Annotated in this window: 12 protein-coding genes and 1 pseudogene; 8 read left to right on the forward strand and 5 right to left on the reverse strand. The window is 55.9% G+C overall.

Annotated elements, in window-relative coordinates; translation table 11 throughout:
- The first annotated feature begins 152 nt into the window (after positions 1-152).
- From CWE01_RS09440 to CWE01_RS09450, 3 genes are all read left to right on the forward strand, one after another.
- The gene (locus CWE01_RS09440) at positions 153-1,220 is read left to right on the forward strand and encodes a DUF2157 domain-containing protein (RefSeq protein ID WP_100940257.1); all 1,068 of its coding nucleotides are present in this window, start codon (positions 153-155) and stop codon (positions 1,218-1,220) included.
- Positions 1,217-2,032, forward strand: a complete 816-nt coding sequence (locus tag CWE01_RS09445; RefSeq protein WP_100940258.1) for a DUF4824 family protein — start codon at positions 1,217-1,219, stop codon at positions 2,030-2,032. The genes CWE01_RS09440 and CWE01_RS09445 overlap by 4 nt, the downstream gene beginning before the upstream one ends.
- Positions 2,033-2,288: 256 nt before the next feature.
- Positions 2,289-2,642 (forward strand): VOC family protein, encoded by a 354-nt coding sequence (locus CWE01_RS09450; protein ID WP_100940259.1) that lies wholly within the window; start codon positions 2,289-2,291, stop codon positions 2,640-2,642.
- A 52-nt stretch (positions 2,643-2,694) separates the two neighbouring features.
- Here CWE01_RS09450 and CWE01_RS09455 read toward each other — a convergent pair whose 3' ends face one another.
- Positions 2,695-3,612, reverse strand: coding sequence for a LysR family transcriptional regulator (locus CWE01_RS09455; RefSeq protein WP_100940260.1), 918 nt, complete (start codon positions 3,610-3,612; stop codon positions 2,695-2,697).
- A 101-nt stretch (positions 3,613-3,713) separates the two neighbouring features.
- Here CWE01_RS09455 and ilvD point away from each other — a divergent pair, with 101 nt between their 5' ends.
- Positions 3,714-5,594: a dihydroxy-acid dehydratase gene (ilvD, locus tag CWE01_RS09460; protein ID WP_100940261.1), complete on the forward strand. Its 1,881-nt coding sequence runs from the start codon at positions 3,714-3,716 to the stop codon at positions 5,592-5,594.
- A 222-nt stretch (positions 5,595-5,816) separates the two neighbouring features.
- Here the strand turns inward: ilvD and CWE01_RS09465 are convergent, their stop codons facing one another.
- Positions 5,817-6,686: a GyrI-like domain-containing protein gene (locus CWE01_RS09465; protein WP_100940262.1), complete on the reverse strand. Its 870-nt coding sequence runs from the start codon at positions 6,684-6,686 to the stop codon at positions 5,817-5,819.
- 269 nt (positions 6,687-6,955) lie between these two features.
- Here CWE01_RS09465 and CWE01_RS09470 point away from each other — a divergent pair, with 269 nt between their 5' ends.
- The gene (locus CWE01_RS09470; protein ID WP_100940263.1) at positions 6,956-7,693 is read left to right on the forward strand and encodes an ABC transporter substrate-binding protein; all 738 of its coding nucleotides are present in this window, start codon (positions 6,956-6,958) and stop codon (positions 7,691-7,693) included.
- Positions 7,663-8,226, forward strand: a pseudogene (locus tag CWE01_RS33845) (diguanylate cyclase); the annotation flags it as partial. The gene CWE01_RS09470 and the pseudogene CWE01_RS33845, both read left to right, overlap by 31 nt.
- A 16-nt stretch (positions 8,227-8,242) precedes the next feature.
- Here the strand turns inward: CWE01_RS33845 and CWE01_RS09480 are convergent.
- Both CWE01_RS09480 and CWE01_RS09485 read right to left on the reverse strand, forming a co-directional pair.
- Positions 8,243-8,830, reverse strand: a complete 588-nt coding sequence (locus CWE01_RS09480) for an NADPH-dependent F420 reductase (protein ID WP_100940264.1) — start codon at positions 8,828-8,830, stop codon at positions 8,243-8,245.
- A 36-nt stretch (positions 8,831-8,866) separates the two neighbouring features.
- Positions 8,867-9,475 carry an FMN-dependent NADH-azoreductase gene (locus CWE01_RS09485; protein ID WP_100940265.1) on the reverse strand — a complete coding sequence of 203 codons (609 nt, stop codon included), beginning with the start codon at positions 9,473-9,475 and terminating at the stop codon, positions 8,867-8,869.
- Positions 9,476-9,594: 119 nt separating this feature from the next.
- On the opposite strand from CWE01_RS09485, the gene CWE01_RS09490 reads away from it, so the two are divergent.
- Positions 9,595-10,497, forward strand: coding sequence for a LysR family transcriptional regulator (locus CWE01_RS09490; protein WP_100940266.1), 903 nt, complete (start codon positions 9,595-9,597; stop codon positions 10,495-10,497).
- Between the two features lie 681 nt (positions 10,498-11,178).
- Here the strand turns inward: CWE01_RS09490 and CWE01_RS09495 are convergent.
- Positions 11,179-11,496 (reverse strand): hypothetical protein, encoded by a 318-nt coding sequence (locus tag CWE01_RS09495; protein WP_100940267.1) that lies wholly within the window; start codon positions 11,494-11,496, stop codon positions 11,179-11,181.
- Positions 11,497-12,204: 708 nt separating this feature from the next.
- Between CWE01_RS09495 and CWE01_RS09500 the strand changes: the two genes are divergently transcribed.
- Entirely contained in the window at positions 12,205-12,663 is a 459-nt protein-coding gene (locus CWE01_RS09500) for a metallophosphoesterase family protein (RefSeq protein WP_100940320.1), read from the forward strand.
- Positions 12,664-12,920: the final 257 nt, after the last annotated feature.

Here is a 12,920-nt window from a genome sequence, read left to right on the forward strand (position 1 = left end):
CGACCTGTGGCAATGGGGAACCGCCTACTCACCTATCGGAGACAGGCTGGATCGCGCAATGTGGACATGCGGCATGTGATTGACTAGGTTGCGACGTGGCATCGGGTTTTCGAGCTACCCATCAAGCGTTCGCCTCAGAAATGGATGTCTCTATGACCGCATTCACGCAAACAGATGCACAGCAGCGCGCAGACGATATCAGGGTATTCCAGCAAGAGCTGGCACGGCTTGAGCAGCATGGTGTACTTACGCTTTCAGAAGAGCAGCGGGACTCGGTGGCCTACCATCATCGCGACTTGCTGGACAGCTATACTCGCTCGTTCGACATCGATCGAACGACGGCATCTCGGCAACTCTCGATCGGCATGCGTGCTGCCTCGTTTCTGGGGGCGCTGGCCTTGGCGGCAAGCATTTTCTTCCTCTTCTATAAGTTCTGGGGGATGCTCTCTACCCCGGCGCAGGTCACGACACTGGTATGGGCCCCGCTGGGCACTTTTCTTGGCACGATGTGGATACAAAGTAACGACGCTACCGGTTACTTCACTAAACTAGCGGCCCTGGTGGCATTTGCCTGTTTCGTTCTCGATATTACGATGCTTGGGCAAATCTTCAATATTACTTCATCTGACAACGCCTTGATTGTCTGGGCGGCATTAGCACTCCTTCTGGCATATACATGCAAGTTGCGTTTGCTGCTTGCCGCCGGCATTCTTTGCCTTGTTGGCTTCATTGCTGCTCGTGCCGGGACGTGGGGTGGCATGTATTGGCTCGACCTTGGTGATCGACCAGAGAATTTTTTTCCTGCTGCGATTTTACTCTTTCTTGTGGCGCTATTTGTGCCGCACCGGAATTTTTCCGGGTTTGCTGTGATATACCGAGTCTTTTCTTTTCTGACATTGTTTCTGCCCATGCTGGTATTGGCCAATTGGGGCGGTGGCAGTTATTTTGAAGCTGATCCCGTGTTTATCAAACATTGCTATCAGGTCGCAGGCTTCCTTTTTAGCAGCGGCGCAATTTGGCTCGGTATACGAAATTATTGGCCGGAAGTGGTGAACACTGGCATGACGTTTTTCGTGGTTTTCCTTTACACCAAACTTTACGATTGGTGGTGGGCGTCTATGCCGAAATATTTGTTCTTTTTCGTGCTGGCTCTGACGGCTGTGCTCATACTCGTTGTTCTCAAGCGGTTGAGGACAGCACAATCCGGGGAGGCGAAATGATGAACTGGACGCGTCGACACTCGTTGATCGCCGGAGTAGGGTTGATTTTGATCACAAATGTGGTCGTGCTGCTGGGCGTTGCATACAACAAAAGTGGAACGCCCGAGAGTGTGCTTAAGTTGTCGCAGCGTGAATTGCAAGTTCCTTATGGTGGAAGGGAAGGTGCTGACAATAGTGGGATGTCGCTAAGACTGATAGCGAGGTCTACCGGCCCTTTTAGCATGGGGGCTTCCGGCGAAGAGGACAGTGATGGATGGTTTGGCAAGGAGAAGCTTGCCGAATTGGGATTTGATGTTTCAGCACCGATCGATACAGAACAAGGCCGCGCTTACTATCAAAAGCAACATTCCAGACAGGTATTTGTAGTTTTGGAATTTAATGGTCGAGCATATCAACACGCGGTTGAGGTTGCCAGGAAAATGGAAGCCGCCGAATTAAATAAAAAACAGCCAACAACGCTGGCTAGAGAGCAGAGTATGAGCAGTCGACTATTCATTGTTGACGCTGGCGTAAGCCGCGAAGCCCTGCGTGCGAAGTACCCGGATACGACTCAATACAGCATTGTCCGTGGACAGGTCCGAGCGATGGTTTACACTCATAATAATCAGGCAATGCTTATAGGTTATGTCAATCAGAGGGGGGCTGAAAACATCAACGTGCCGTTTACGTTCAGGTCTGTATTTGAGCCGATGCAGCGAACCGTTCAGGAAAACGGTTACTCCGCATCAAATAGCGGGTCGCCTTCATTTGAGGCCGCGATTGCTTTTGGTAAACGACTTGAACCATGGATGGTGGCGGCGACGGCAAAATAGTAATAGCTGTCATTGACCTTGCTGGGGTTGCCTTGCTGCAGCCACACATATGTCTGCAGCCACATATGCACCGAACGGCTGCCCTGGGCGCCGCTATATGGTGCGCTTCGCCACCTGCCTTTGCCAGGTTGTCCAATCGCGCTGGCCGATTTGGTTTTGTGATTCCTATCCCGCCGGCAATGCCAGTGGTATGCCTACGAGCCGTAACGGTCGATGCGTTATTATCGTTTCTCCGAAATCAGCCAAGGAGGCACCCATGAGCGTTCGTGGTAAAGACCGACAGATCGACAACATCGAGTTCAACGTCGGCGACATCGCCCGTAGCAAAGCCTTCTACGGCGAGGCGTTCGGCTGGACATTCGTCGATTACGGCCCTGCCTATACAGAGTTCAGTGATGGTCGCCTGACGGGGGGCTTCACTACGGGGGAGCCCGTTCGGCCCGGCGGTCCTTTGATCATTTTGTACTCGGATGATCTCGATGGGGCGCAGCAGCGGCTCAAAGCGTTGGGGGCTGTTATTTCCCGCGAAACCTTTTCGTTCCCTGGCGGAAGCAGGTTCCACTTCATCGATCCAGATGGCTATGAGCTGGCCGTTTGGACCGCTCAGTAGTAGGTCCCTGCTCCTCTCGAAAGGGCAGGGGCCGCCCATGCTCGGCCTGGGATCAGCTTATGTCCAGTTCGAGTAATTGACTGGCCACGTGCAGGAAGTTGGCGAGAGTCGGTGTCGTATCGTCGCGGCGGTAGACCAGGCCTGTTTCCAGATGCGGCGCATTATTCTCCAACGTGAGATAGCGCACCCCCGAGCGCGCCAGGTGACGCAGTGATGCAGGCACCAGCGCGATGCCCATGCCTGCCGATACCAAGCTGATGATTGTCTGCATCTGGATAGCATGCTGGGCAATATGCAGGCTACCGCCGCACGCTGTGTAGTAGCCGGTGACCAGATCATAGAACGCCGGTGCCGCACGCCTGGGAAATACCACCAAGGGGCAAGAGATCATCGCATCTGAAGATAGCCGTCCATCAACCTCGACCAGGCGTCCGTCCAGCATCCACGTCTCCGGCACAGCGGCAATCAGTGGTTCGACTACCAAAGATCGGTAGGCCAATCGATCGGGAATAGAGGCCCAAGGGTTAGCGATCACGATGCCCGCGTGCCCCTGCCCCTCGACCAGCGCCGCTATCTGAAGGTCACTGGTGGCCTCCATCAGCGATAGTTCCACCGTTGGATACAGGCTGCGAAATCGTTGGACCAGCACGGGAAGAATGCTGTAGTCGGCGGTACTGACAAAAGACAGTTCCAGCGTGCCGGCATCGCCCCGAAGAATGGCTTGCGCCGTATGACCAAGCGCATCGATCGCGTCGAGCGCGGCCCGTACCTGAGGTAGCCATTGCTCGGCGAACGGAGTCAGCGCCACGCTGCGCTTGGTGCGTACGAACAGCGAAGCGCCGACTTCGCGCTCCAGCGCCATGATCGACTGACTCAGCGGTGGTTGGGTCATGCACAGGCGTTGCGCTGCCAGGCTGAAGTGCAAGGTCTGGGCGACAGCTACAAAGTGCCTGAGCTGGCGAACGTCCATCTCTTATATCTCCAGGGACTTAATAAGCCATAAATAATATATTTTAATATCATCCACTCAATCGTTAGCCTGAGTCCATACCGTCAGCCCAGGAGGACTCAATGCCCGCTTATCGTTCGAGAACCACCACCCACGGCCGCAATATGGCCGGCGCCCGCAGCCTTTGGCGAGCCACAGGCATGACGGATGATGACTTCGGCAAACCCATCATTGCCATCGCCAACAGCTTCACGCAGTTTGTCCCAGGTCACGTACACCTCAAGGATCTCGGCCAACTGGTTGCCGGCGAAGTGGCGCAGGCCGGTGGCGTGGCCAAGGAGTTCAATACCATCGCTGTCGACGATGGCATCGCCATGGGCCACGACGGCATGCTCTATTCATTGCCATCGCGGGAACTGATCGCCGATGCCGTTGAATACATGGTCAATGCCCATTGCGCCGATGCACTGGTGTGCATCTCCAACTGCGATAAAATCACCCCCGGCATGCTGATGGCTGCCATGCGCCTGAACATCCCTACCGTGTTCGTTTCTGGTGGTGCGATGGAGGCCGGGAAGGCGGTGATCAAAGGCAAGCTCCAGTCTCTGGACCTGATCGACGCAATGGTGATCGCCGCCGATGACTCCTATAGCGACGAGGAGGTCTCGGCAGTCGAGCGCGCTGCCTGCCCTACCTGCGGTTCGTGCTCCGGTATGTTCACCGCCAACTCGATGAATTGCCTGACGGAGGCACTTGGCCTGGCATTGCCGGGCAATGGTACGGTGCTGGCGACCCATGTCGAGCGTGAGGGATTGTTTCGCCAGAGCGGGCGGCTGATTGTCGAGCTAGCCAAGCGTTGGTACGAACAGAACGATGCGCGGGCATTGCCATGCAACATTGCCAACCGAGCTGCTTTTTCAAACGCCATGAGCCTGGACATCGCCATGGGCGGCTCGACCAACACCGTCCTTCACCTATTGGCAGCTGCGCGCGAAGGCGGCGTGGATTTCACCATGGCGGACATTGACCGGCTGTCTCGCCAAGTCCCGTGGCTGTGTAAAGTGGCGCCCGCCAGTAACAATGTGCACATCGAGAACGTGCATCGAGCCGGGGGTATCATGGCGATCCTTGGCGAGTTGGACCGTGCTGGCTTGATCGACACGGGTTTGCCTGTCGTCCACGCCCCCACCTTGAAAGACGCGCTGGACCGCTGGGATATCGCCCGTAGCCCGGACGAACAGGTGCAGACATTTTTCCGTGCGGCGCCGGGCAATATCCGCACCCAGAGGGCTTTCAGTCAGTCGGCCCGCTGGGAAGCGCTGGATACAGACAGGTCAACGGGCGCTATCCGATGCGCTGAACAAGCCTTCAGCAAGGACGGAGGCCTCGCGGTACTGTTTGGCAACCTGGCGCCGGAGGGCTGTATCGTCAAAACAGCCAGCGTCGACCCCTCCATGTTGGTGTTTAAAGGCAAGGCCGTGGTCTTCGAAAGCCAGGAAGCGGCCGTGGCCGGTATCCTCGGTGACCAAGTAGTGCCGGGCGATGTCGTGGTCATCCGCTACGAAGGCCCCAAGGGCGGTCCTGGTATGCAGGAAATGCTCTATCCCACCAGTTATCTCAAATCCAAAGCGCTGGCGAAGTCCTGTGCTCTTTTGACGGATGGGCGATTTTCGGGCGGCAGCTCCGGCCTGTCCATCGGACATGTATCACCGGAAGCTGCGGAAGGTGGATTGATCGGCCTAGTGGAAACAGGGGATCTGATCAAGATTGATATTCCCAACCGTACTGTTGAACTGATGGTCGAGGAAACGACGTTGAACCAGCGTTACCGCTCAATGGATGCCAGGGAGGCGCAAGCCTGGCAGCCAGCTGCACGGGCGCGACTAGTGTCGCCTGCGCTTCAGGCATATGCGGCGCTGACATCGAACGCGGCTCGCGGCGCGGTCAGGGATGTGGCGCAGGTTCAGCGTCGGTTTGGCGGCAGGCAAGCGACGCAGGATTAGCAAATGCTACGTGAACAGAGTTTGTCCGCAATTGCATTGTCAAAAGCGCTATCGCGGGCAAACAGCGCTGACACAAACCTCAGCTATGGGCCAAACCGGACCTGCACGTTCAAAGGCAGGCGTTTGCTTACTGGGATGCTGCAGCCTTTCGCGACAGGCTGCATCGATCCTGAACGGACGCTCGTCAGCGTCAGCTCAGGGTCGAAGGTTCTGCTTGCTCCGCTATTGCAGCGGAACATACACATCTGTTTGCCATTGATCCTGTGGTGTCTCGGGATAGACGCTCAGGTAATTGAAGAACAACGGCTGGTCACGCAGTTCCTCTCCACTGGCAGGAAGCCAATCGCGGTAAATCGGATAGATCGTTTCGCCGATGTGATCCGGTGACCCCACGTGTCGCACCACGACGCAGCGACCGGCAGGAATGACGATCTCGTGCACGCCGAACTCATTCGGCGCCACGGCCTCGTGAATCTCGCCGCAGATTGCGAAGCGGAAAGCTTCTGGTGGTGTCGTATCGGGGTTGTTATAGGGAATGCCAAAGTTGCGACTCGATGCCACCGGCGACTGCCCGCTCTGCATACGCCACTTGATGAAGGTGCGCACACTCTCATTGACGAGCCCGGGTGGTCCGCAGTGTTCAAGCGCTGCTACCCTGACTTCAGGGAAATCTACGATTCGTACTTGCATGATGATGGTCCTGGAAAAATGAGGGATTGCGAATACCGCATTCCAGACCTGCCAGTTCGGTTCCTTCCTGAACGCACTCGGCGTCGTACCGAATGCCCGCCTGAACGCCCTGCAAAATGCCTCGGGACTTTCAAAGCCGGCACCGAGTGCGGCGTCCAGTACCGAGTGATCGGCGAGGGCGGCCAGGCGATGTGCCGCGCGTCGTAGTCGCATCAGTTGCACATAACGTGAGACAGGCACGCCAACGAACGCGGTGAATTGTCGATGGAAGTGAAACACCGAAAAGTTCGCCACATGGCTCAACGTCTTCACCGACAGGTCACCTTCGAGATTGGCATCAATGTAGGCGAGTACGGCGTTGAAGCGTTTTGTGTAAGCGAAATGGGTCGGCATGTCGGGCACTGGGAAAAGCTCCTGGAAGTACGGTCGGCAATAGAATCGACTATAGCGGCGCGAACGCGCCTAGCCGTGCTTGCTCAAGACCCATTTTGGGTTGGCCAATACGATCTCTTCCAAAGCGTTCCCCTGTCGTTTGTGTCGTGGTCTGGTGAAACCAGATACCCCGTGAGGCCGATGCCGTTTGCAGGTGCCCCAAGCCGCCAAAGTACCCACCGAGACATCTGGAGTAGGGCTGTCATAAACTGAGCGCTTCATTACATTGAGGTTGCTTCATGAGAAGGGTGCTCGGCTGCTTGCTGTTTTTCTTTGCCTACTCGGCTACCGCAACTGATCTGCGCATGCTGACCGATAACCATCCTCCCCTGCATTTTCAGCAAGGTAACGAGCTGGTGGGGTTTGGCGTTGATGTGGTGCGCACCCTCGCAGAGGGAACTGGCGATCATGTGGATATTGAGCAGGCTCCGTTGCTTCGGGCCTTGCAAGTCGCGGGCACAGGCTCAGACACTGCGGTTTTTACCGTACTGCGTACGGCCGAACGCGAGTCGCACTACCAATGGGTAGGTCCATTGCTTGAGGTCGAAACGGCGCTGTATGCAGGACCTGGAAAAACACAGCCGTTACATAGCCTGCAAGAGGCCAGTGCCGTCGGCCGGATCGCACTGCCGCGTAAATGGCTGGCTTACAATTACCTGAAAAAACAGGGGATGAGCAATTTGTATGGCGTGGAAACCCCAGAGCAGATGATGAGATTGCTACGCCTGGGACGGGCAGATCTGATCGTCGCGGATACGCTCACCATTGCCACGCTGGCTCATGAGGTCGGGCTTGAGCCTGGCGAACTGCACTACCAATTGCCACTGATGACACAGGGCGCCTATATCGCATTCTCCCCGCAGACGGACGCTCACCTGGTTGCCCGCTGGCAGAAGGCGTTCGAAGAGATGAGCCGTGATGGACGCCTACAACAGTTGAAGCAGCGTTGGTTATCGGTTGCTCCCTGGCATCACTGACTGTCTGGGAGGTGTTGGCTTCTCGAGATCGAGCACGGGAGGAAGTGAACGTCCATGGCTTGAACCTTACCCAGACGCTTGCTACTTATTCCGAAGGCATCGTCCGCCAAATACGATAATCAGGGGCGCTGGTTGATGTCCTCCAACCGGCCGACTCCAGCCGGGGGGAACAGCACTGATCGTGCCTATTTCATTCATCACCGTGACGATCTATCCCGTGAGATCTTTATTGGTCCGCCAATCATGAGCCGATCCAATCAGGAATGGGGGATCACCATCAGCCGGCGTTTCAATGATCCTCGCGGTGAATTTGCCGGCGTAGTGTCGGTCACCTTGGGGTTGAAAACTTCCTGCGGTTGTTTGGAAAGATCGACGTAGGGCTGGAGGGCGCTATCGGTTTGTCCCATACCGACGGTACGTTGCTGGTTCGCTATCCTTTCCGCGAGCAGGACGTGGGGCGCAACTTTTCCAAGTCGCCCATCCATGCAAAGTATCTAGTCGATCGATCAGTCGGCACCGCGTCGTTTACCTCCATTCGAACCGATTCAGTCAGGGGTGCTTAATGATGTTCTGAAGGATAAGCGGGCCGCCCAGGCTTAGCAGCTTGCTGCCTTGTTCGATCATCCCGAGATTGATCGTTGCGAACCCGAGCTGTCCTACCAAATCGACGACATGGGTGTTGGCATCGTGGTCACGCCCCCACAGAAACATCACTCGGCGCCCGCCATTTTCTTCAGGGTGTTTAGCCAGCAGCGCTGCTGGCAACTGATTGAAGGTTTTGACCACTCGTGCGCCGACAAACGCCGAAGCCACGATGTCAGTCGACTCTCTATCGCCGAGCTCCTCCGGCGAAACCCCGTAGGTGTTCATTGCATCGATCACGATTCTGTTCTTCCAGTCGGCAATCGAGAGCCCGATCTCCCGGTGCGCTTTGAACGGGATGGCGAGGATGACAATGTCGGCCTTGAGCGCTTCCTGGAGGGACTGCGCAATCATCGTCTTGCCCAGTTCTTGGGCAAGCGCTGTGAGCGTGTCGGGGCCACGGGTGTTGGCCAGTCCGAACTCGATACCATTTCGGGCAAATTGGCGTGCAAGGGCTGTTCCGAGTTTTCCGGAACCAATGATGGAGTAAGTCATGGTGAGTTCCTCAAAAGATGGCAGTGCGTCGGAATGTCAGGCCGTGATGGCAGCAATGGCTTTTCGTGCTTGAGTAACGGCCTCTTCTTTCGCCTCGGGGCTGAACGCAACCCCTTCTGCACGAACGATGGTCGTGTCGGTGATGCCCAGAAAACTCAAGAGTCCAATCAAGTAGCTCTCGTGATGCTCCAGCGCGGCAGCAGGGCTTCCCGCTGAATAAACACCGCCACGAGCGGAGGCAATGAACGCTCGCTTGTTCTTCAGCAAACCTTCTGGCCCAGTGGCCGTGTAACGGAACGTTTTGCCCGCCACCGCAATCCGGTCAATCCAGGCTTTCAGGGGGGTTGGTATCGACAGGTTGTACATGGGCGCGCCAATCACAACGATATCGGCCCCCAGTAACTCATCCATGTAGGCGGTGCCTTTGAACAGATCGTCAATCAACACCTTGTCCTTGCTGTCGACACCTTGCCATGCCGCCAGGTGGGCTCCCGAAAGGTGCAAGGCCGGGTCGTCTGCGAGATCACGATAAATCACGCGGATTTCAGGCTGCAGCTTTACCAAACGGGCAACGATGTCAGAGGACAGGTGGCGGCTAACTGAATGAGTGCCCAGCAGGCTGGAATCAAGATGGAGGAGTTGCATGGTGACTGACCTTCGAGGTGTAGGGGGAGGCGTGTGGGAATGATCTGCCGCTGGGTTGGATCTGAAAAGACGGTATATTGAGATGTGAAGTATCTGTTTTCGGGATGGTTGGAGGCGTTATGCTCGATGGGGTGTCACTGGATCAGCTCAGAACATTCATCGCCGCAGTCGATGAGGGCAGCTTTTCCGCTGCGGCCAGGAAGCTCAACCGGGTGCAGTCAGCGGTGAGTGGATGGGTGGGCGGCCTGGAAAACCAAATGGGTGTTGTCCTGTTTGACCGCTCAGGTCGATTTCCCAAGCTCACTCCAGAAGGTGTGCTCTTGTTGGCGGATGCGCGGAGCATCGTGTCAGGCGTCGATACGTTGAAGGCCCGTGCGAAGCTCATGGCCTCGGGGATAGAGCCGGAGCTGTCCGTGGTCATGGACGTGTTCTTCCCGACATCGGCGATAACCGCCGTCGCGAAAGAGTTTGCCCGCCGGTTCCCGCTTACCCCCTTGAAAATCTTCGTTGAGGCCTTGGGTGCGGCTTATCAGCCAATATTGGACGGACGGTGCAGCTTAGGTATTTTGGGGGCTCTGCCTGTCTCCTTTGCATCGTTATCCAGCGAGCGCATTGGCGAGGTCTCGCTCGTCATGGTTGCGGCTCATGATCATCCGCTGGCCTCTTGGGCTGGAAAAACGCCAAGGCATGAACTGGCGAAACACATTCAGCTCGTTCTGACTGATCGTTCTGAGTTAATGATCGGGCAGGACTTCGGTGTGCTCTCACCGTTGACTTGGCGTCTGGCAGATCTATCAACCAAATACGCGTTTCTCAAGGATGGGGTTGGATGGGGCAGCATGCCGCTTCACATGGTTGAGCAGGACATAGCTGCTGGCACACTGGTCGTTCTTGATGTCGAAGGCGTACCGAGGGAGGGCGTGAAGTTGGGAATATCCGCCGTGCATCCTGCAACGGCGCTTCCTGGACCTGCGGGCCGATGGCTGATCGACCGTATCAAGAAAGCTTACGCCTACGGGTAGTTGGAAAAGCAGCGGTGGCTTGCTGCGTTCTTGCCGCGTCCCACAAACGCTCACTGCTGAGAGTGGCTATGCTCTCGTTCTGTTCTTTAATAGACGTACGCAGCTCTCTGATCGAGGCGTTTAACTTATCACCCTGATTTGAGATGTTTCGATTCAAGAGATTTTCAGTAGATGTCAGATCATATTTTGATGCTGGATCTCTCACTTCGGTCTCCTGAGCCATTGACAGCGGCTTTGGTTTTGTAGGGCGGTCCATTGACGCGCTCACACTTGTAAAGTATGGGCGTACCTCAACCGATCAATGAGCCGTCAGTACACGGTGGTCTTGAAGACAACACCGCCTGGGAATAGGCTGTTGCCAGCCGTCATCCCGATCTAATAGTCGAGCTAAATCCATTGACTGAGATAGTCAGCCATTTCCCGGGTGGTTGTAGGGCGATACTTCGTGTGACGCGTGCAGATGATCTGTTCTCTGCTGGAAAGCCGAGTGAATTTTGGAGCATTCCTAGAGAAAGCAGCTTCCTCACAACTGACGCGTGCTTTTCCCTTTTGATCGGGTGTTTTTCTGACAGGTGATCCTTCAGGCAAGCACTACATAGGCCTGATACCCAGGCTTCCAGCCTGGAAGAACTAGCGCTTTAACCAGTAGCATTTCGGATGACGAAGAAGGGGGATGGGGTATCAAAGATTGGCGAGCATGAGCTCTAACTGCCGATGTTCCCAAGCGCTCAGTAGATCAACTGGATTGGTTCCGTAACGCTGCCAATCTTCAAGCGTTCCTGTTCTTCCAGCAGGGCACGACGCATCATCACAGTAATCCAGGATGTCACAGTCATTGAAAAGCGTAAGCGTCCAGCTATCGACCTCAACGGGCATAGGTCCGGTATGGATCTCGCTCCAGGACTGCGCGCTCAGTCGACGCAGGGTGCGTACACCCAGAGCGACCTCTTTGAGCACCTGGTAAACCTCACGAGCGGTGAGGGAGGTGGCTGTCCTCATGTGCGTCGCTCCGCCGGGACCAGCGAGGCCCAGCTAAAAGACGATGCGAGTGATCTGCGTTTGCGGCTCGGCATTGCAACCCACTGACTTGGATAAAGGGGCCTCTCAGTATACTGAAGTCTGCATACCTCACCCGAGGCGTGAGGAAGAAGGCGGACTGCAACGTGATCAACAGCCGCAGCCACAGGGCGTTAGTAGCCCTTCTGGCTGAAAGCCTCGACGACTGAATAGCGAAACACGGATCAGCTTTTGAGGCCTTGTTACCATCTTTGGCCCGTCTGTAGTGGGGGGTTAGGGGCAGAATGCCGGCAGAGACATAAACCATGTCACGCTGACATCTGAATGGCATCAAAAACCTCCATTTCGTCATTTTCTGAAATGAAAGCATGCGGGCATGCGAGCATTTTTCTGCTGCCATCTTTCATTGCCGGCTTCGATCTGGGCATCGCTTCGATCTATGCCATCGGTAACGGGTGTGCGCTGTTTTTTAGTCGGGCCCGGTATGCGGCATGAGCCACTTGCTCATTCAAGTTGCGTGAAATGACCTTCAAAAACCTCATACACATCGTAGAGGGCGGTGCCGTCCTCGATCACTGGCTAGCTGCTGCTTTCGCCTTCGGGGGCGCCATGCAGTTCGCCTTCATTGCTCTGCCCGAGACACTTGCGGCTACACTGGCTATCCACTTCCAGCCCTTCGCGGTGCCCTGCATGAAAGTCGGAGTGATTTCCGATACCCACGGCCTTCTCCGTCCTGAGGCACTGGCTGCCCTGAAGGGCTGCGAAAAAATCATCCACGCCGGCGATATCGGTAAGCCAGAGGTGCTTGAGCATCTGGCCGCTATCGCTCCGCTGTTCGTTGTGCGCGGAAACAACGACCAGGGCGTGCCCTGGGCAGACCATCTGCCGGACTTTCTGCGGCTCGACCTGGGCGGATGGCGGACCTTGCTCGTGCATGACATCGCCGATGTTCCAGCCATGCTTGATGAGGGCACAAAGCTGGTGATCACCGGCCATTCGCACAAACCTCTCATTCAATGGCGTGGCGAAACCTTGTATCTCAACCCTGGGAGCGCGGGCCCGCGGCGTTTCAAGCTTCCGGTGACGCTGGCGCTGCTGGAGGTGTTTGATACCGCCATCGAGCCTCACCTGGTTTCGCTTCTGGAATGACTCGCCATCCAGGTGAAACCCAAAAGCCTTTCAGCGCCCTGGCTTTTCGACAGGCCAGGCATTTTTACGGATCATCAAAAAAGTCAGAAAACGGGGTAGGCGGGTTTGCTCGCGAAGGCGACGTTTCAGCCAGGAATATCACTGAATGAGAATTGTTTCTGAGTTGAGAGTGTTCAGACATCAAGGGTATTGCTGGGTAGTTACAGGGGGGGACACAGCGTCAAATATTTTTAGAAATCGTTATAGACAGATCTGAA

This window comes from Pseudomonas sp. QS1027, from assembly GCF_002814235.1.
In the GTDB taxonomy this organism is placed as follows: Bacteria; Pseudomonadota; Gammaproteobacteria; order Pseudomonadales; family Pseudomonadaceae; genus Aquipseudomonas.

Coding starts and splice junctions, on each gene's coding strand:
- CWE01_RS09455 (WP_100940260.1), bottom strand. CDS start 3,612: ATGGACGTTCGCCAGCTCAGGCACTTTGTAGCTGTCGCCCAGACCTTG.
- CWE01_RS09500 (WP_100940320.1), top strand. CDS start 12,205: ATGAAAGTCGGAGTGATTTCCGATACCCACGGCCTTCTCCGTCCTGAG.
- CWE01_RS09495 (WP_100940267.1), bottom strand. CDS start 11,496: ATGAGGACAGCCACCTCCCTCACCGCTCGTGAGGTTTACCAGGTGCTC.
- CWE01_RS09440 (WP_100940257.1), top strand. CDS start 153: ATGACCGCATTCACGCAAACAGATGCACAGCAGCGCGCAGACGATATC.
- CWE01_RS09485 (WP_100940265.1), bottom strand. CDS start 9,475: ATGCAACTCCTCCATCTTGATTCCAGCCTGCTGGGCACTCATTCAGTT.
- CWE01_RS09470 (WP_100940263.1), top strand. CDS start 6,956: ATGAGAAGGGTGCTCGGCTGCTTGCTGTTTTTCTTTGCCTACTCGGCT.
- ilvD (WP_100940261.1), top strand. CDS start 3,714: ATGCCCGCTTATCGTTCGAGAACCACCACCCACGGCCGCAATATGGCC.
- CWE01_RS09445 (WP_100940258.1), top strand. CDS start 1,217: ATGATGAACTGGACGCGTCGACACTCGTTGATCGCCGGAGTAGGGTTG.
- CWE01_RS09480 (WP_100940264.1), bottom strand. CDS start 8,830: ATGACTTACTCCATCATTGGTTCCGGAAAACTCGGAACAGCCCTTGCA.
- CWE01_RS09450 (WP_100940259.1), top strand. CDS start 2,289: ATGAGCGTTCGTGGTAAAGACCGACAGATCGACAACATCGAGTTCAAC.
- CWE01_RS09490 (WP_100940266.1), top strand. CDS start 9,595: ATGCTCGATGGGGTGTCACTGGATCAGCTCAGAACATTCATCGCCGCA.